Source organism: Pseudomonas citri, from assembly GCF_025336485.1.
Classification (GTDB): domain Bacteria; phylum Pseudomonadota; class Gammaproteobacteria; order Pseudomonadales; family Pseudomonadaceae; genus Aquipseudomonas; species Aquipseudomonas citri.
On the sequence record NZ_JAODAB010000030.1, the window covers coordinates 13,476 to 32,173 of the forward strand.

At 58.6% G+C, this 18,698-nt stretch carries 19 protein-coding genes; 8 read left to right on the plus strand and 11 right to left on the minus strand.

The window, feature by feature from the left end:
* Positions 1 to 162: 162 nt before the first annotated feature.
* The 7 genes from N4Q37_RS24105 to acs form a co-directional block, all read right to left on the minus strand.
* Positions 163 to 1,383, minus strand: a complete 1,221-nt coding sequence (locus tag N4Q37_RS24105; RefSeq protein ID WP_260962345.1) for an aspartate aminotransferase family protein — start codon at positions 1,381 to 1,383, stop codon at positions 163 to 165.
* 311 nt (positions 1,384 to 1,694) lie between these two features.
* Entirely contained in the window at positions 1,695 to 2,675 is a 981-nt protein-coding gene (gene argR, locus N4Q37_RS24110; protein WP_260962346.1) for a transcriptional regulator ArgR, read from the minus strand.
* Positions 2,676 to 2,787: 112 nt separating this feature from the next.
* Positions 2,788 to 3,552, minus strand: coding sequence for an ABC transporter ATP-binding protein (locus tag N4Q37_RS24115; RefSeq protein ID WP_260962348.1), 765 nt, complete (start codon positions 3,550 to 3,552; stop codon positions 2,788 to 2,790).
* Between the two features lie 56 nt (positions 3,553 to 3,608).
* A complete protein-coding gene (locus N4Q37_RS24120; RefSeq protein ID WP_260962350.1) occupies positions 3,609 to 4,307 on the minus strand; it encodes an ABC transporter permease in 699 nt (232 codons plus the stop codon).
* Entirely contained in the window at positions 4,304 to 4,993 is a 690-nt protein-coding gene (locus N4Q37_RS24125) for an ABC transporter permease (RefSeq protein ID WP_260962352.1), read from the minus strand. Before N4Q37_RS24125 ends, N4Q37_RS24120 begins: the two co-directional genes overlap by 4 nt.
* Before the next feature lie 90 nt (positions 4,994 to 5,083).
* Positions 5,084 to 5,857 carry an ABC transporter substrate-binding protein gene (locus N4Q37_RS24130; protein ID WP_260962354.1) on the minus strand — a complete coding sequence of 258 codons (774 nt, stop codon included), beginning with the start codon at positions 5,855 to 5,857 and terminating at the stop codon, positions 5,084 to 5,086.
* Positions 5,858 to 6,590: 733 nt separating this feature from the next.
* Positions 6,591 to 8,546: an acetate--CoA ligase gene (gene acs, locus N4Q37_RS24135; protein ID WP_260962356.1), complete on the minus strand. Its 1,956-nt coding sequence runs from the start codon at positions 8,544 to 8,546 to the stop codon at positions 6,591 to 6,593.
* Positions 8,547 to 8,992: 446 nt separating this feature from the next.
* Between acs and N4Q37_RS24140 the strand changes: the two genes are divergently transcribed.
* The 5 genes from N4Q37_RS24140 (at position 8,993) to N4Q37_RS24160 (ending at position 12,972) form a co-directional block, all read left to right on the plus strand.
* Complete coding sequence (locus N4Q37_RS24140) at positions 8,993 to 9,256, plus strand: DUF2790 domain-containing protein (RefSeq protein WP_260962358.1); 264 nt, start codon at positions 8,993 to 8,995, stop codon at positions 9,254 to 9,256.
* A 31-nt stretch (positions 9,257 to 9,287) separates the two neighbouring features.
* The gene (locus N4Q37_RS24145) at positions 9,288 to 9,503 is read left to right on the plus strand and encodes a hypothetical protein (RefSeq protein WP_260962360.1); all 216 of its coding nucleotides are present in this window, start codon (positions 9,288 to 9,290) and stop codon (positions 9,501 to 9,503) included.
* A 484-nt stretch (positions 9,504 to 9,987) separates the two neighbouring features.
* Positions 9,988 to 11,235 (plus strand): ribonucleotide-diphosphate reductase subunit beta, encoded by a 1,248-nt coding sequence (locus N4Q37_RS24150; protein WP_260962362.1) that lies wholly within the window; start codon positions 9,988 to 9,990, stop codon positions 11,233 to 11,235.
* A 387-nt stretch (positions 11,236 to 11,622) separates the two neighbouring features.
* On the plus strand, positions 11,623 to 12,156 hold the full coding sequence (locus tag N4Q37_RS24155) for a BRO-N domain-containing protein (RefSeq protein ID WP_260962363.1): 534 nt from the start codon (positions 11,623 to 11,625) through the stop codon (positions 12,154 to 12,156).
* A 102-nt stretch (positions 12,157 to 12,258) separates the two neighbouring features.
* Complete coding sequence (locus tag N4Q37_RS24160) at positions 12,259 to 12,972, plus strand: HNH endonuclease (RefSeq protein WP_260962365.1); 714 nt, start codon at positions 12,259 to 12,261, stop codon at positions 12,970 to 12,972.
* Between the two features lie 172 nt (positions 12,973 to 13,144).
* Here N4Q37_RS24160 and N4Q37_RS24165 read toward each other — a convergent pair whose 3' ends face one another.
* Positions 13,145 to 13,369, minus strand: coding sequence for a type II toxin-antitoxin system Phd/YefM family antitoxin (locus tag N4Q37_RS24165; protein ID WP_260962367.1), 225 nt, complete (start codon positions 13,367 to 13,369; stop codon positions 13,145 to 13,147).
* 167 nt (positions 13,370 to 13,536) lie between these two features.
* Between N4Q37_RS24165 and N4Q37_RS24170 the strand changes: the two genes are divergently transcribed.
* A complete protein-coding gene (locus N4Q37_RS24170; RefSeq protein WP_260962370.1) occupies positions 13,537 to 14,535 on the plus strand; it encodes a hypothetical protein in 999 nt (332 codons plus the stop codon).
* Here N4Q37_RS24170 and N4Q37_RS24175 read toward each other — a convergent pair.
* Positions 14,532 to 15,704 (minus strand): hypothetical protein, encoded by a 1,173-nt coding sequence (locus N4Q37_RS24175; protein ID WP_260962372.1) that lies wholly within the window; start codon positions 15,702 to 15,704, stop codon positions 14,532 to 14,534. The two genes, N4Q37_RS24170 and N4Q37_RS24175, sit on opposite strands and share 4 nt — an antisense overlap.
* Positions 15,705 to 15,953: 249 nt before the next feature.
* Here N4Q37_RS24175 and N4Q37_RS24180 point away from each other — a divergent pair, with 249 nt between their 5' ends.
* A complete protein-coding gene (locus N4Q37_RS24180; RefSeq protein WP_260962374.1) occupies positions 15,954 to 16,271 on the plus strand; it encodes a helix-turn-helix domain-containing protein in 318 nt (105 codons plus the stop codon).
* A 20-nt stretch (positions 16,272 to 16,291) separates the two neighbouring features.
* On the opposite strand, the gene N4Q37_RS24185 is transcribed toward N4Q37_RS24180, so the two are convergent.
* Entirely contained in the window at positions 16,292 to 17,350 is a 1,059-nt protein-coding gene (locus tag N4Q37_RS24185; protein ID WP_260962375.1) for an MBL fold metallo-hydrolase, read from the minus strand.
* 140 nt (positions 17,351 to 17,490) lie between these two features.
* Here N4Q37_RS24185 and N4Q37_RS24190 point away from each other — a divergent pair, with 140 nt between their 5' ends.
* Complete coding sequence (locus N4Q37_RS24190; protein WP_260962377.1) at positions 17,491 to 18,099, plus strand: TetR/AcrR family transcriptional regulator; 609 nt, start codon at positions 17,491 to 17,493, stop codon at positions 18,097 to 18,099.
* 8 nt (positions 18,100 to 18,107) lie between these two features.
* Here the strand turns inward: N4Q37_RS24190 and N4Q37_RS24195 are convergent, their stop codons facing one another.
* Positions 18,108 to 18,641 carry a DUF1003 domain-containing protein gene (locus N4Q37_RS24195; RefSeq protein WP_260962379.1) on the minus strand — a complete coding sequence of 178 codons (534 nt, stop codon included), beginning with the start codon at positions 18,639 to 18,641 and terminating at the stop codon, positions 18,108 to 18,110.
* Between the last annotated feature and the right edge of the window lie 57 nt (positions 18,642 to 18,698).

The following is an 18,698-nucleotide window of genomic DNA, read 5'->3' on the forward strand; positions in this document are numbered from 1 at the left end:
AGATCGATACACATAGAAAAAATAGCGGTTCCCTGTAGGAGCAAAGCTTGCTCGCGATACAGACAAGGGGTTTACCTGTCACACCGAGGCGATTCCATCGCGAGCAAGCTTTGCTCCCACACATACCCAGCTCCCACAGGAGAGCCGGGCAAGTGCCTGAAATCAGGCTTGGGTCAGCTTCGCCACTGCCCGCTCGAAGCGGTCCAGGCCAGCGTCGATGTCAGCGTCTTCCACCACCAGGCTCGGGGCGAAACGAACCACGTCCGGGCCGGCTTGCAGGATCATCAGGCCTTCCTGTTCGGCGGCGTTGAAGATGTCCTTGGCCTTGCCTTTCCAGGCGTCGTTCAGCACGCAACCGAGCAACAGCCCCATGCCTCGCACTTGGGTGAACAGGCCGTACTTCTCGCCGATCTGCTCCAGGCGTGCCTTGAACTTGCGATGCTTGGCCTTGACCCCACCGAGCACTTCAGGGGTGTTGACCACGTCGATCACCGCCTCGCCCACTGCACAGGCCAGCGGGTTGCCGCCGTACGTGGTGCCGTGGGTGCCGACTACCAGATGCTTGGCCAGTGCTTCGGTGGTGAGCATCGCGGCAATCGGGAAACCGCCGCCCAGGCTCTTGGCGCTGGTGAGGATGTCCGGGACCACGCCGTAGTGCATGTAGGCGAACAGTTCGCCGGTGCGGCCCATGCCAGTCTGTACTTCGTCGAACACCAACAATGCATTGTGCGCATCGCACAGGTCGCGGGCGCCTTGCAGGTAGCCCTTCTCGGCCGGCAACACACCGCCCTCGCCCTGGATCGGCTCCAGCACCACGGCGCAGGTTTTGTCCGAGATCGCCGCTTTCAACGCCGCCAGGTCGTTATAGGGAACGTGGGTGATGCCGGTAATTTTAGGACCGAAGCCGTCGGAGTATTTCGATTGCCCGCCGACATTGACGGTGAACAGGGTGCGGCCGTGGAAGCTGTTGAGCGCGGCGATGATTTCGTATTTCTCGCTGCCGAAACGGTCGAACGCGACGCGACGGGCCAGCTTGAAGGCCGCCTCGTTGGCTTCAGCGCCGGAGTTGCAGAAGAATGCACGCTCGGCAAAGGTGGCGTTGACCAGTTTATGGGCCAGGCGCAAGGCCGGTTCGTTGGTGAACACGTTCGACACATGCCACAGCTTGTTGGCTTGCTCGGTCAAGGCGCCCACCAGTGCCGGATGGGCATGGCCCAGTACGTTGACTGCGATGCCGCCAGCGAAATCGATCAGCTCACGACCGGATTGATCCCACACGCGGGAACCGGCGCCACGCACTGGAATGAAGGCTGCAGGCGCATAGTTGGGAACCATAACCTGGTCGAAATCGGCGCGTTGTACCGCGGCTTGCTCAACGGACATCGGAGTCTCCTGAAGAGGAACACCCGCCTGAAACTGGCGAGCGATGAAAGGATTGTAAGGACAGTTTTCAGCCCGGCCTTGCCGCCAAGCGACAACTTCTTATAGCGCCAACCCACGTTTTGCGCGGGTTTACGGCAATGCGACAAATACCGTCGCAAAGGCGCAGTTTAAACGTTGCGGCAGGATTTTAGGCAGCGGCTTCTACATTTCCCTGGCCGGACCTATCACTTGTGGCGCGGGGATTTATCTGTGGGAGCAAAACTTGCTCCCACAGATTTCCTCGCCAACAGGGAGAAGGTGTTGTGCCGGCCCTAGCCGCGCTCGGACGGCACCGAAGACAATTCGAACGGGCTGCTGCTGCGGCGTTGGTTGCGGTCTTCCCGCGGCGTGGCGCCGAAGAAGTTGCGATAGGCACTGGAGAAGTGTGGCCCCGAGGAAAAACCGCAGGACAGGCCGATCTGGATGATGGACTTGCTGGTCTGCATCAGCATCTGCCGGGCCTTGTTCAAGCGCAGTTCGAGGTAATACTGACTGGGCACGCGGTTGAGGTATTGCTTGAAGATCCGCTCCAACTGCCGGCGCGATACGCACACATGCTGGGCGATTTCATCGGTGGTCAGCGGTTCTTCGATGTTGGCTTCCATCAACAGCACCGCTTGGGTGAGCTTCGGGTGGCTGGAGCCGAGACGATTTTGCAACGGGATACGCTGGCGCTCGCCGCCTTCGCGAATACGCTCGACCACCAACTCCTCCGACACCGCGCCGGACAGCTCCGCGCCGTGATCGCGGGCCAGCACCGCCAGCAACAGGTCGAGCACCGACATGCCGCCACACGCGGTCAGGCGATCACGATCCCAATCGAACAAATGGCTGGTGGCGATGACCTTGGGAAAGCGCTCCGCGAAATCGTCCTGCCAGCGCCAGTGCACCGCGGCACGGTAACCGTCGAGCAAACCCAACTGGGCCAGCGGATAGACGCCGGCGGACAAACCACCGATCACACAACCGGCACGCACCAGTTGCTTGAGCGCGCTGCTGAGGGGCGACGCCAGTGTCGTCGGCGGCTCATCGGCCAGCAGGAACAGCTTCTGCAAGCCTTCGAGCTTGCCGGCCCAGGGTTCGCCCGGTAATTGCCAGGCACCTTCGGCCGGGGGCTCGGCCTGCAAGAACGACAACTCGTAGACCACCTCCGGGTGCACGCGCTGAGCGACACGCAAGGCCTCCTCGGCCAGCGCCAGCGTCAGGGCTTTAGTGCTGGGCCAAATCAGGAAACCAATTCGATGGGCAGTCATGGCGGGCGATCCGAAGCGAAAACAGTGTTAAAGCCAAAAGCGGCTGCAACCAAATTAGACCATCTGGCGCACGCCGCGCAGAATGACCTGAATCAGGTATGAACGGGAGCGATTACTTCAGGCTGCCCGACAAAAATTGTTGCAAGCGTTCTGACTGCGGGTTGACCAGCACTTCGCGCGGGTTACCGCTTTCCTCGACAATGCCCTTGTGCAGGAACACCAACTGGTTCGACACCTCACGGGCAAAGCCCATTTCGTGAGTCACTACCACCATGGTCCGGCCTTCCTGGGCCAGGGCCTGCATGACCTTGAGCACATCGCCCACCAACTCAGGGTCGAGGGCTGAAGTCGGCTCGTCGAACAACATCACTTCCGGCTCCATCGCCAGCGCACGGGCAATCGCCACGCGCTGTTGCTCACCGCCGGACATGTGGCCCGGGTAGGCGTCCTTGCGATGGGCCACGCCGACCTTGTTCAGGTAGTGCTCGGCCTTCTCCCGCGCTTCAGCCTTGGCCACGCCCAGTACATGCACGGGCGCTTCCATGATGTTTTCCAGCGCGGTCATGTGGGACCACAGGTTGAAATGCTGGAACACCATCGACAACCGCGAACGCATGCGTTGCAGCTGCTTGGGATCGGCGGCCTTCAAGGCACCGTCCTTGCCAGCGACCAGTTTCAGCTCTTCGTTGTTGAGCAGGATCTTGCCGGCATGAGGTTGTTCGAGCAGGTTGATGCAACGCAGGAACGTACTCTTGCCGGAGCCACTGGAGCCGATGATGCTGATCACATCGCCAGCGGCGGCCTTCAGGGACACGCCCTTGAGCACTTCATGACTGCCATAGCGTTTATGCAGGTCTTGGACTTCAAGCTTGTACATGCGGTCGATTCTCACAAAACGTCAGTCGTTGGGCAGTCGATCGGGTCGATGCGTTATCAGTGCTTGCGCGGAGCCAGGTAACCCAGCCAGCGGCGCTCGGCCAGTTTGAACAGGCGCACCAGGATGAAGGTCAGGCACAGGTAGAAAACACCGGCCGTGATGTAGGCCTCGAACGGCAGGTAATACTGGGCATTTACCGTACGCGCAGCGCCGGTGATATCGATCAGCGTCACGATGGAAGCCAGACTGGTGGTCTGCAACATCATGATCACTTCGTTGCTGTATTGCGGCAGCGCCCGGCGCAGGGCCGATGGCAACAGGATCCGCCGGTACAGCTTGGCGCGGGACATACCCATGGCCTTGGCCGCCTCGATCTCACCATTGGGCGTGGCACGCAGGCTGCCGGCGATGATTTCGGCAGTGTAGGCGCTGGTGTTGATGGCGAAGGCCAGGCACGCACAGAACGTCGCGCTGGACAGCCACGGCCAGAGGAAGCTTTCGCGCACCACCTGGAACTGCGCCAACCCGTAGTAGATCAGGAACAATTGCACCAGCATCGGCGTGCCGCGAATGACGTAGGTGTAGAGCCAGGCGGTCATGTTGACCAACGGCTGCTTGGACACCCGCATCAGCGCCAGAGGCAATGCCGCCAGCAGGCCAAAGAACAGCGACAAGGCCAACAGCTTGAGGGTGGTCAGCAAGCCACTGAAGTACAGCGGCAAGGCGTCATAGATGACGTTGTAGTCGAAGATCATAGATCAGCCGCCCTTACGCCTACCGAGTAGCGCTTCTCAAGGTGACGCAATGCCAGCAACGAGACGCTGGTGATCACCAGGTACATCGCCGCCACTGCGAGGAAGAAGGTGAAAGGTTCGCGGGTGGCGTCCGCCGCCTGCTTGGCCTTGAACATCATGTCTTGCAGACCCACCACCGAAATCAGCGCGGTAGCCTTGGTCAATACCAGCCAGTTGTTGGTGAAGCCCGGAATGGCCAGGCGAATCATCTGCGGCACCAGCACCCGGAAAAACACCTGGACCCCACTCATGCCATACGCCATGCCCGCCTCGGCCTGCCCCTTGGGGATCGCCATGAACGCGCCGCGAAAGGTCTCCGACAAGTAGGCCCCGAAGATGAAACCCAGGGTGCCGATACCGGCCGCCAGCGGGTTGAGGTCGATGTAGTCGTCATAACCAAGCATCGGCGCCACGCGGTTGAGCAAGTCCTGACCGCCGTAGAAAATCAGCAGGATCAGCACCAGGTCGGGAATGCCGCGAATGACCGTGGAATACAGGTCTCCGAGCCACGCCAGCCAGCGCACCGGCGACAGGCGCAACGCGACGCCGATCAACCCCAGGACGATGGCCAGGGCCATGGACGACAAGGCGAGCTGAAGCGTCAACCATGCGCCATCGAGGATGACAGCCCCATAGCCTTTCAACATGATTCAGGTCCTCGAAAGTGGGATGAAAAAATGGCGCAAACCGCAGGGATCCTGTTGCTTGCGCCATTTCGCAGGAATGACGGAACGTCGTTACTGGCCGTAGATGTCGAAGGCGAAGTACTTATCCTGGATTTGTTTGTATTTGCCATTGGCGCGAATCGCGGTGATCGCGTTGTTGATCTTGTCCTTCAACGCATCACCCTTGCGCACCGCGATACCAATGCCGTCGCCGAAGTAGGCGGGGTCGGTGAACGCTGGACCAACGAACGCGAAACCTTTGCCGGCATCGGTCTTCAGGAAGCCGTCATCGAGCAGCGTAGCGTCTGCCACGGTGCCGTCGAGGCGGCCAGCGGCCACGTCCAGGTAGATCTCGTTCTGCGAACCGTATGGCTTGACCTCGACACCTTTTGGCGCCAGGACTTCACGGGCGAAACGCTCGTGGATCGAACCACGCTGCACACCGATGTTCTTGCCCTTGAGCTCGGCCAGGCTATCGCCCACCTGGGTGCCGGACTTCATCACCAGGCGCGCCGGGGTGTTGTAGTACTTGTTGGTGAAATCAACGGACTTCTTGCGATCTTCGGTGATCGACATCGACGACAGGATCGCATCGATCTTGCGAACCTTGAGCGCCGGGATCAGGCCGTCGAACTCCTGCTCGACCCACTGGCACTTGACCTTCATTTCTTCGCACAGCGCATTGCCGATGTCGTAGTCGAAACCGACGATGCTGCCATCCGGAGCCTTCGAGGCGAACGGAGGGTAAGCCGCCTCGATACCGATCTTCAGGGGCTTTTCATCAGCGAATGTCGGCAAGGACAGCACGGACAGTGCCAGGGCGCCAAGCAGCACAAGTTTCTTCATCTTGGGACTCCATCGGTAAAGGGCAAAACGGCAGAGTGAGCAACAGCCCAATATGCGAATGAGTGGAACGAACTTTTGGTGCTGCGTCCTAGGAAGCCCATGTTCAATTCAACATGGGCCACGACGAGCGAGTGATCGGCATTCTAACGACAGCTCTGAAGCCGATATTTCCTCAATGCGACAACAAATTACAGAAGCACCGAGAAAGCCGCCCGAGCACATTGACAACTCCGCAAATTCATGCAAGAGCAAAAGAAAGGGAACCGATCTATTCTGCAAATTGCGGGCCCATTATTCGCAAACCCTTCTAATCCGGCAAGCACAGCGTGTCGGCTTATTTCACAAACGTCCTGGAAAAGCCCTGAAACGGGGCTTCACGTTTCCCATTGCCTCGTTGTGGCGCCTTTGGTTACACATTTCGAAACAGGGGTAACGCTCAGAAGCGTCTTACTTTGAAGATCGATATTTATTCGCTGACTGGGCTGTGACCTGCGGGACTGTGGGCTGTAGGACTGTGAGCTGCAACCTGTGGGAGCAAGGCTTGCCCGCGATGCAGACGATGCGGTCTTTCCGAAACCGAGGTGCCTGCATCGCGAGCAAGCTTTGCTCCCACAGCTGTATCCCACAAGCTTTGCTCTCACAGCCTTGCTCCCACAAGCTGTGCCCCCCACACAAACGAAAAAGCCCCGCCCGGCAAATACCGGGCGGGGCTTTTCGGTGTTACGCGCTGCGGTCAGGCAACGTTCATGGTCTTGTGCGTCTCGATCAGGTGCGCCACCACGCTTGGGTCGGCCAGGGTGGAGATATCACCCAAGCCGTCGTACTCCGCCGTGGCAATCTTGCGCAAGATGCGGCGCATGATCTTGCCGGAACGGGTTTTCGGCAGCCCCGGCGCCCATTGGATAACGTCTGGCGAGGCGATCGGGCCGATCTCCTTGCGCACCCAGTTCTTCAGTTCCAGGCGCAGTGCTTCGCTGGTTTCTTCGCCGGCATTGAGGGTGACGTAGACATAGATGCCCTGCCCCTTGATGTCGTGCGGCACACCCACCACCGCCGCTTCGGCGACTTTCGGGTGGGCAACCATGGCGCTTTCGATTTCGGCGGTGCCCATGCGGTGGCCGGACACGTTGAGTACGTCATCCACCCGACCGGTGATCCAGTAGTAACCGTCCTCGTCGCGACGCGCACCGTCACCGGTGAAGTACATGCCACTGAAAGTCTTGAAGTAGGTGTCGACAAACCGATCATGGTCACCGTACAGGGTGCGCGCCTGGCCTGGCCACGAATCGAGGATCACCAGATTGCCTTCGGCGGCGCCCTCGATCAGGTTGCCCAGGTTGTCCACCAACGCCGGCACCACGCCGAAGAATGGACGGGTGGCCGAACCCGGCTTCAATGCCGTAGCCCCAGGCAACGGGCTGATCAGCACGCCGCCGGTTTCGGTCTGCCACCAGGTGTCGACGATCGGGCAACGCTCCTTGCCGACATTCTTGTAGTACCAGTCCCAGGCTTCCGGGTTGATCGGCTCACCCACCGAACCCAACAGGCGCAGACTGCTGCCATCGGCGCCTTCGACAGCGGCGGTGCCCGAAGCCATCATCGCGCGGATCGCGGTCGGCGCGGTGTAGAGGATGCTGACCTTGTGCTTGTCGACAACCTTGGCCACTCGGGTGATGTCCGGATAGTTCGGCACGCCTTCGAACAGCAGCGTGGTCGCGCCATTGGCCAGCGGGCCGTAGACGATATAGCTGTGGCCGGTGACCCAACCCACGTCGGCGGTGCACCAGTAGACTTCGCCCGGCTTGTAGTCGAACACGCGCTCATGGGTCAGGGCCGCATACAGCAAGTAGCCGGCCGTGGTGTGCTGCACGCCCTTGGGCTTGCCGGTGGAACCGGAGGTGTAGAGGATGAACAGCGCTTCCTCGGCACCCATTTCCTTCGGCGCGCAAACGGTGCCGGCCACTTTCATCAGGTCTTCGTACCAGATGTCGCGGTGCTGGTTCCACTTGATGTTGCCCGCCGTGCGCTTGCACACGATGACTTTCTGGATGCTGCTGGTTTCCGGGTTGGTCAGCGCATCGTCGACGTTGGCCTTGAGCGGGATCTTCTTGCCGGCGCGCACGCCTTCGTCGGCGGTGATCACCACTTTGGACTTGCAGTCGATGATGCGACCGGCCAGGGCTTCTGGGGAGAAGCCACCGAACACCACCGAGTGAATCGCACCGATCCGGGCACAGGCCAGCATGGCGACCACGGCCTCGGGGATCATCGGCATGTAGATGGTCACCACGTCGCCACGGTGCACGTCCTGGCCGCGCAGGGCGTTGGCGAACTTGCAGACTTCTTCGTGCAGCTCGCGATAGGTGATATTGCGACTCTCGGACGGGTCATCGCCTTCCCAGATGATCGCCACCTGATCACCACGCTCGGCCAGGTGACGGTCGAGGCAGTTGTAGGAAACGTTCAAGGTGCCGTCGGCGAACCACTTGATGTCGACGTGGTGATCGTCGAAGGAAGTCTGCTTCACCGTGGTGAAAGGCTTGATCCAATCGAGGCGCTTGGCCTGCTCACGCCAGAAGCCGTCCGGGTTGACGACCGACTGCTGGTACATGGCTTTGTAGGTCGCCTCGTCAGTCAGCGTATTGGCCGCAACCTCGGGACGAACGGGATACACAGAAGCCGCACTCATCTTTCTTACCTCGGTGACAATAGTTGTTTTTGTATGGTCCCGTTGTAGCCCGGGGCGGGCCTATAGAACCATTCGACGATGGTAGTAACAAGTCCCTACAAAATGTCGGTACTAGCGTGCAAGCTCCTGCGCGCGGGCATTTTCCTGGTGGGAACCGAACCTGCGGGAGCCGAACTTGCTCGCGATGACCGCGGCACATTCAACACAGAGCTAACAGATACACCCAACCGTCGCGATTATTACCAGATCAACCAACAGTGTTTATCAAAACTGCGGCTTTTTGCGCCCAGCCCCCGCTCCTAGAATCCACCTCGCCAACCGGCAAACACGATTAACGCAACACAGCCCCCACGAAAGGCCGTTAATCCAACTTCCCAAAACCTGCTCCCCACGCAACCTGAAAAAAGGTTGCGTGACCCCACTCGACCTCAAGAAAGGTGAAACAGATGAAAGCTTTATGGGTTCTGGTCCTCGGCAGTCTTTGCGCAACCGCAATGGCAGACGAAGCCCCGACCGATGCCGCACAGCAAAAACCAGCCATTGAGGAGTACACCTACTCCACGCACCTGGACATCGCCAAAGTCATCTCCATGAGCGAAATCCCCAATGTCTGCGAAGTGGTCCCAGCCAAGATGGAGTACGACGACTCCAAGGGACAGCGCCACATCCTGCGCTACAGCGTCATGGGCAACGGCTGCTCCAACGGCTGATCGACACCTGAACGAACCTGGAGCAACCCCCATGAAAACCCAACTGATCTTCACCCTTGCGCTGTCCGCACTGACCGCCCAGGCCTTCGCCGCCGACGGTTTTGACCGCACCGGCTCCGCTGCCGCCATCCACCGCCAGGACGTGGCGGCTAGCACCCCGCTCGCCACTGACCGCCACGACCACGCCGACCCGACGGCAGTCGCCAGCGACGGCAGCGATCACACCCGCTCGGCCAGTACCGATTGATCATTACTGGTATTTTCCACGGCCCGATTTCGATCGGGCCTGGTTGTGTCTAAAACCACCGAAAACCGCCAGCAAACACAAGATGTAGTGTAAAAGCACAAAAAACGCTGGTTTTTTGATCAAAACAGCCAGCCGTCCGATTCATGCAAAAAAAATCTTCAGCGACCAAAGCCCTGTAAACCCGCGTTCCCATGCGGATCTACCGCGCACCGCCCCCTTCGTGAGCTATTTCGCCGCACCACGTAGGCAAAAAACTCCTTATAATGCCGCCCTAAACGGGCCTGCAATATTCCTTTACAGGGATCGCACCAAACCTGAAGCCCCGCAGAGGCCCTTGCCTCCCTGCGCTCGCTGCTGCTTCAGGACGTCCGTACATTTTTCTGTTTATTGCCTGCGTCAGCTGCAAGAAACGATTTTTCCAAGATCCACCGCGGCCAGTAGGCCTTCACCGGGCATCTGGCCCTCACGCAGGAGACGACACGTCATGCTGAGCTGGGACGAATTCGACAAAGAAGACGGCGAAGTTGCCGCAAAAGGCGCCAACGCCGGCCACGCTGCCGAAGCCAACATGGACCGCCTCGACAGCGCCGGCGGCGCCGCCGCCCTCGAAGCCCGCGCCGTGACGGCCAGCGACTCGGCCGCGATCATTCGCGCCAAGGCCGCCCTCGACAAACTCGACATCGCCGAAGGCCTTGCCGAGCTCGAAGGCGCCTCCGCCCGTGTCGCCGTCGATGAAAAGCGCATGATCAACTGCCGCGCCGACCTCAACCAGCTCGTGCCGTTCAAATACGACTGGGCCTGGCAAAAGTACCTGGACGGCTGCGCAAACCACTGGATGCCGCAAGAAGTCAACATGACCGCCGACATCGCCCTCTGGAAAAACCCGGAAGGCCTGACCGACGACGAACGCCGCATCGTCATGCGCAACCTGGGCTTCTTCTCCACCGCCGACTCCCTGGTCGCCAACAACCTGGTCCTGGCCGTGTACCGCCTGATCACCAACCCGGAGTGCCGCCAGTACATCCTGCGCCAGGCCTTCGAAGAGGCGATCCACACCCACGCCTACCAGTACTGCATCGAATCGTTGGCCATGGATGAAGGCGAAATCTTCAACATGTACCACGAGATCCCATCGGTCGCGAAAAAAGCCGCCTGGGGCCTGAAATACACCCGCTCGATTTCCGATCCGAAGTTCGAAACCGGCACCCCGGAAACCGACAAAGAACTGCTGCGCAACCTGATCGCCTACTACTGCGTCCTGGAAGGCATCTTCTTCTACTGCGGCTTCACCCAGATCCTCTCCATGGGCCGCCGCAACAAAATGACCGGCGTCGCCGAGCAGTTCCAATACATCCTGCGCGACGAATCCATGCACCTGAACTTCGGCATCGACGTGATCAACCAGATCAAGATCGAAAACCCGCACCTGTGGGATGCCGAAATGAAGGAAGAAGCGACCCAGATGATCCTGCAAGGCACTCAGTTGGAGATCGAATATGCGCGCGACACCATGCCTCGAGGGGTGTTGGGCATGAACGCGGCAATGATGGAAGACTATCTGAAGTTCATCGCTAACCGTCGCCTGTCGCAGATTGGTCTTAAAGAAGAGTATCCAGGCACGACTAACCCGTTCCCTTGGATGAGCGAGATCATGGACTTGAAGAAAGAGAAGAATTTCTTTGAGACTCGGGTGATTGAGTATCAGACGGGTGGTGCGCTTAGCTGGGATTGATAAATCCTAAGTTGAACCTGTCAGTTGACGCTCTACCAAAAACCCCGTGAAAACGGGGTTTTTTGCATTCAGCAGAACCAGAACCGCGTTTAACTCTGGAGCAGGCACACCACCTTTACCCTACGAAAAACTCAGAATAGTTCCGCATTGACGCCGTATCGCCTCGTTACCTATCTTAGTCGCAGGTGCCTAAGAAACGCCCAACGTAGTAGCTAATCGCCGAACAGAGAACCGCGTACGGTCTAAAGACCTATGCATTCTGTGCAGAGCAACAGCTTGTTGGGATTTTCTTACATCCTCTACGTCGGGCTCCCGCCGCTAACTTCATACGTAGAGGTCGTTATGCTCACAAAGAAGCCTTCCTGTTCTCCGCATACCTCGGAGATCATGCATGAAGCCTACATTCCGGCAGTTTTCACCCGCCACAACCGCCACCTTCACGCCCTCCTCCTAGAAAACCAACCTTGGTTCTGCGCTCGCGACCTTGGGCGGTTGATGGGCGTGCATCTGAACGACCGTATGGTCAGCAAACTGGACGAGGACCAACGGCACGTTCTGGTAATCCGTTACCACGGCCAGCCTGAAAAAAGGCTGATGCTCAGCGAATCCGGTGTCTATGCACTGCTGGTTTACCACTACGCACCGGGGAATCGCCTGTTACGCGAATGGCTGACGCATCAGGTAGTACCGGCGATGCGAGACACGCAGGCACCAAGCGATACCGACCGGCCCATGCTGAGTGTTTTGGATTGGCCGGAGATGTCCATGAGTCTGTTGCATTGGCAAAACGATGGCTGGATTCGACTTCGAGACATGCCCTGTCTGTTGCTCAATCGGACTCGGGGCCGGGCGGCCTCGGTCAAGCCGTGGTGGCGTAGGTTGCTTGAGGTATTTCACGTGTCGAGGCATTCGGTTTCCTAGGAGGACTCCGAGGAAAGGTGCTGCCTTTTCTGTAGGAATTTTCGTAGACAGCGATAGTGGCCAGTCAGTATCGTCCGAGGGTTTTCAACCCTCGGCGACTGTATGGACACATCAACGGAAAAAAATGGCTGGAGCGACAAAGAGCTTGAGGCGTCGGTCGATGCGTACCTTAGAATGCTCGCCCGTGAGTTAAGCGGTCAGACATTCAAGAAGTCGATTGAGAACCAGCTTTTGCGTGACGGGCCACTGAGCAAGCGCAGTGCCTCATCGGTGGAATACCGCATGCAAAATATCTCGGCGGTGTTGGAGCAAATGGGTTTGCAGCGCATCAGCGGCTACATGCCTGCCAAGAACATCGGGGCGGGTGTGGCTCAACGGATCCGCAAAGCGCTCGCCAATAAGGTGATACCGGGCGCAGATGAAGTTGCTCCGACATCTGATCAGCGAACCTTGATCAGCCGCGCCTCAAAGCTGCAAAAGAACGGACTCAAGGTCGAACCATCAGGGAATCCCAAACCGGCGCAGGTCAGCACGACTACGACGGCTTACGTTCGGGATCCGAAGGTTCGGGCGTGGGTTGCTGAATTGGCTAAAGGCGTCTGCGAAGGTTGCGGTCAGAGAGCACCGTTCGAGGTGGATGGGTTGCCGTTTCTTGAAGTGCATCATGTGAAGCATTTGGCTCAGCAAGGGTCGGACAGTATTACTAATGCCGTTGCGTTGTGCCCGAACTGCCATCGGCGTTGTCATCTTGCCAGTGATCGAGAGGCGTTTACTCTGTCGTTGTATGAGAGGGTTAGGCGGTTGGTCGTTGAGTAACGCTCCCTATCGCGTGCTGCATCGCGATGTCTTCGATGAGTATCTTGCGCCGTTCGCCGGGGTTCTCTTTCATCGAAATCCTCGTTCAACCATAAGCAACAGTTATCCGTTCCCAGCAATATAATTCCGGTTACCGGCGTATTCGCATTCATATCCAGCATTATGATGCCGATTACCATCTATCTTCGGTAGGCTGGTCAAAGTCAGCAGATATCCAAATCCTCCCCTTCAGCCGCCCAGGTTTGCGCGCCCGAGATGAATCGACATGAGGCAGCAGGTCCAGATAAGGCTTGCCGCCCTTGGTAATCACCACCTTATCGCCACGCCATGCACGCTCAGCCAGTTGGGAGAGCATGGACTTAGCTTCGCGCATGTTCACTTGCACCCGCTCACTCATCTAACACCTCCATCGAATTAGCCAAGTTAACCTGAGCAGGATATTTTCGACAGGCAGAACGCTCGTGCTGACCGTCTGACATTTTGCGCTGCATTGAAAACAATCAGTGCAACCCACCCCACCACCGGCTATTAATACCCTCCTCACTCAAGGACCCGAGCCCCATCATGAAATTCGACCTCGCCTACTGCCGCAGCCTCGACGAAAAACTGTCGATCTATGACGTGCGCGATTTGAATTTCGACGAGACGGTGGGCTTCGATTCCGCGAAGGAACAGTTCCAGTGCCCCAACGATGCCTGTCGGGCGGCGTTCGATGTAGCGAATGTGCTGGGAACGTTCAACGCCAAGAATGTGAATTACGTGCGCACGCCGCACTTCAAGAACATTCCCAGCACGCGGCATGTCGAGGGTTGTCCTTATGCCAGCCTGAAAACGCCGGCGACCGGCCTGGACGCGGACGCTGCGGAAGCGGATGACGGCCGGGAGGAGCATTTTCCTTCGGAGTTGTTGCTGACCCGGCGTGAGTATGTGCGCAAGCCTTCCAGCCCGGCGGTGGCGGCGGACGTGATGCGCAATGAGCGAGCGCCTTCAGGCGCCAGTCATGTCGAGCACACGAGCCGTGATTCGGCGCCGGACAAAACCAGTGTCTTTGCTCATCCGGTGGAGTGTTTCGTGTCGAACTTTGCCGACAAGGATCTGCTCAAGCGCATGCCGCTGAAGATTGGCGAGCACACGGCGTCCTATGGATCGTTCTTCAAGAAGATCGAATACCTGCTGGACAACAAGGGGCTGATCTACTGGGGCAAGATCAAGAAGATCGAGGACTATCACAGCGCCAGTTTTCGCGTCGATTTCGAGCAAAAGGTCTGGACCCAGCTACCGGGCGAGGCGAAGAAGAAGCCTTATGCGGTCAACGTTTACCTGAGCAAGAAACTGATCGACAGCTACCGCAAGCGCAAAGCGTTCCTGGAAGAAATCAAGCATGCGATCGACAGTGACGCGCCGTTGTATTGCTTCTTTTATGGTATGACGCCGGAGTTGAAACAGGTGCCCAGCAAGAAACACCCCGAACAGACGTTCGGGGTGTTCAGTGCCAACATCGAGAACCTGGATCATTTCATTATTCGGGAAGCGCCGGGGTTGGCACAGGCCACCCGGGATTAACCCTCGGGCAATTGCAGTTTGACCGCACCGGGATACTGCTTGACCACTGCGTAAGGCAATACTGACCACCCCGGATCGTCGCAATTGCGCTGCACGCGACCGAAAGACGGTAGCAGGAGCAAGCCTTCAGCGGTGAAGTGCCAGTTGGAATAATCCCAGATGCTTTCCTCGGTGTAGTCGCAACCGTCCTCGTCTGTCGGTTTGCGCATTTCGTTGGGGTACAGCGTGGTGAATTGCTTGATCAGCCATGGAGTGAGTACTTCGCGCTGATAGGTGGTTTGCGCGCTGTCCTCTTCCCCGCTCGAGGCGCTGTCGACGCGCAGCAATGGCTTGCCTTTGCCGACCCACAGCACATCTTCCAGCGACAAGCTACGACCGGTTCGAACGTCGAGATTGATGGGCGAACTGACAAAATCCGGGTGAGCTCCGCCGCAGTAGTAACGGGTGGAGATGTTCAGGCTGACCACCTCGGGCGACAGGAATTGGGGACTGACATCCTGATCGAACTCTGAGTTTTCGCTACTTTGCAGTAAACATTCGTGGTAGCTGATGACTTCACTCCAGAGCCGCCCCAGCAATTGCTGGTTGATCCGTTGCTGGGAGGCGGGTGGGTAGCCAGACTCAATGCTGAACATGGAGAGGCTGGATTCCGGTTGTGTCCACCATTGCAGGTCATGGCCCATGAACGAGTCTTTCTTGCCCGGCTTGAGCTTCAAGCCTCGCAAGCGGAGATATTCATATGGGTCGCTCTGCGCCAACGCAGCTATAAAGGGTAAAGCATCAGCCGCCGGCACCGGGGGCCTTGCCTCGTTCAGCTGTATTGGCAGGACTTTGCCCTCGGGGCTTTTCCATTCACCCTGCCAGCCATTGCCCGTCTCTTGCAACATCAGGGTTGGCTGGGGTTTGTCGTCGCCGTAGCGGGTATTGCCTTCGGTCAGTGTCAGCGTGTCCTCTTGCCGCGAGCCACTGAGCTCCAAATCCCGATGATATTTCTCGTAGAAGTAGCGACCCGTGACGCTGTTCACCGGCTGGGTACTGAGTTCCAGCACAATCGGTATCTTGCCCAGGGTGCCGGTGAAGACACGTTTGCTGTCCTCGGCGTCAGCTGTCGAACAGAGCGCGAGCAGTAAAGTGGCACTGGGTACGAGGTGTAGCAGTCCTTTGAACATAGAATCATCCTTGAACAGAGCGAGCATCTGCCCACGAAACTAACGGTTCGAAACATGACGAGTCACATCACGATCACCAACATTTCACTATAGACCGAAGCGGCCATGACGCTGACGCCTGTCTGCCCCCCCTCGTGAATGGCCAGCAACGACCACTGGTCACCGACCCAAAAAATGCGATTGATCCAGGCTCAAAACAACTGTACAAAAACACAGTACTTTTGAACCCAACAGCTTTGGAGCATCCCCATGGCCTCTCTCGCAATCAAAACCACCCTGGAACGCATCGCTGTCTATCAATTCACCCCTGCCCACAGCGCACAGGCCCGCGCCATGCTGGGCTGGAGTGTCGAGGAGTTGTCCCACCAATCCGGCGTGTCGGTCCAGGCCATCCAGCGCTTCGAAGCAGGTGGCGAGCTGCGCGACGTAACCCGCCTGGCCCTCGCTTTTCGCCTGGAAGCCGAAGGCCTGGTGTTCTTCCCCGGCTTTGCACCGGGGCGCGGCATGAACATCAAGGGAGCGACGCCAAATCCGATGGAGCGGGCCGATTACGCGATGATCGAGTAAGCGTTTTCGCACCTGCGGCGTCAGGCCACGCCGGTCTGGTTCTGATAAGCCGAGGGCTCCACATCCAGCCACCAGGCACGTCCGCGTTGTGGTTGCGCCAGCGTGAACGCTTCGCCCATCTGCGGTGTGGTGATGCAAACGTTGCGCTCCCAGGCCAGGGCCAGGATGCGATCGAAAGGTTCGTACCAGGCATGCATCGCCAGGTCGAACGTACCGTTGTGGATCGGCAGCAGCCAACGGCCCTTGAGATCGATGTGGGCTTGCAGGGTTTGCTCCGGCTGCATGTGGACGTGGGGCCAATCGACGTTATAGGCACCGGTTTCCATCAGCGTCAGGTCAAAGGGCCCATGTCGCTCACCGATGCGTTTGAAACCGTCGAAGTAACCGGTGTCGCCGCTGAAGAAAATTCGAGTGGCCCCGTCGATCATCACCCAGGAGGCCCACAAAGTGCTGTTGCTGTCGAACAGGCCACGGCCGGAAAAGTGCTGGGACGGGGTGGCGATGAACTCGATGCCGTCTACCTCGGTGCCCTGCCACCAGTCCAGTTGACGCACCTTGCTGGCGTCGACACCCCACTTGATCAGGGTGTCACCCACGCCCAGAGGGGTCAGGAAGTGATGGGTCTTGGCGGCGAGCGTGAGGATGGCCTGGTAGTCGAGGTGATCGTAATGATCGTGAGAAAGAATCACCGCTTCGATGGGCGGCAAGTCGTCCAGGCTGATGGGCGGCTGATGAAAACGCTTCGGACCTGCCCATTGCACGGGTGACGCACGCTCGGAAAAAACCGGGTCGGTCAGCCAGAACTTGCCCCGCAGCTTGAGCAACACCGTGGAATGGCCGAGGCGGAAAACACTGTGGTCGGGCGCCGCCAGCAACGCGGCGCGAGTCAGTGGCTGGACGTCGATGACGCCCGCTGGCCGGGTGGTGCGCGGTTTGTGGAAAATCATGTTCCAGATGATCCGCAGGGTGGCGCCAAAGCTTTCCCGCGGGGTAAAGGCATGGTTGTGATACTTGCCCTGTTCATGCCGGGATGAACGAGGTACAGGCGAGCTGTCGGTCGCAAGAGAGGGAATGGTCATGGTGCGATAACTCCAAGGACGTCACGCTAAGCCGCTGGACGGATAAACTACACCGCACGGTGTAGTTTCTAGATTGCATCAATGCCCGGAGCAAGTAAACTACCTAGTGTAATTTCATCTTTCTCATCCGACGAATGCCCATGACCGTACCGCAGCGCCTTACCGAGCGAAAACGCGAAGCCATTCTCCAGGCCGCCATTGCCGAATTTCGCAGCAGCGGCTTCGAGATCACCAGCATGGACAAGATCGCCGCGACTGCCGGGGTTTCCAAACGCACGGTGTACAACCACTTCCCGAGCAAGGAAGAGCTGTTTGCCGAGATCTTGAACCGGTTGTGGAACAGCATTACCGCGGAGCAGGACAAGGCCTACAGTTCACAGACGCCCTTACGCGAGCAATTGCAGGCCTTACTGCAGGCCAAGCTGCACATGCTGGCAGACGAAAATTTCCTCGACCTGGCGCGCATTGCCATCGCCGCAACGATTCATTCTCCTGAGCGGGCCCAGGACATGGTGGCGCGCATGGGGCAGCGCGAAGAGGGGCTGACGGTCTGGATCCGCCAGGCCCAGGCCGATGGCCGCTTGAAACCCGTGGACCCGGCGTTTGCCGCGCAGCAGGTGCACGGGCTGCTCAAGACGTTCGCGTTCTGGCCCCAGGTTTCCATGGGCCAACCGAGCCTGACTCAGGATGAGCAGGCGCAGGTGATCGAATCGGCCCTCGACATGTTTCTGGCCCGTTACCAGGCCTGAGAAAAGCGTCACTGCAATGATGACTTGCTGACAAATTTCTGGTGCATTTCAGTGGTCAAGGTGTCGATCCGTTCGGTCAATGCCTTGGTCATTTCCGTCAGGCGAGTGTTCTGCTCCAACAATTCGAGCAACTGCGCCGTGTTGTGCGCCGCTTGGGCCTGGCGCTCACTGTTGGCGACGGCCAAGGCTTCGCGGTGCTGGGCATCGGCTTCCATCTGGGCCTTGTCTCGGGCAGCCTGGCGGGTTTGCGCCAACAGGATCAGCGGGGCGGCATAGGCCGCCTGCAGGCTGAACGCCAGATTGAGCAAAATGAACGGGTACGCGTCGAAATGAACGACCCCTGCCAGGTTCAACCCCATCCACACCAGCACGATCAGGGTTTGCGCGCCAAGGAATGTCGGCGTCCCGAAGAACCGGGCGAACGCCTCCGCGCGCAACGCGAAGCGATCATTGCCAAAGGTCGGTGCCAGATGCGCGTGAGGGCGATGAAAACGCAGGTGATCCACTGGAGCGTCGGGGATAGATTGGGAGGAGTTCGTCATCGTAATGTTCTCTGCCTGGACTGGAGCTGACGCTCACTATAACCGCTGGAAAGTCAT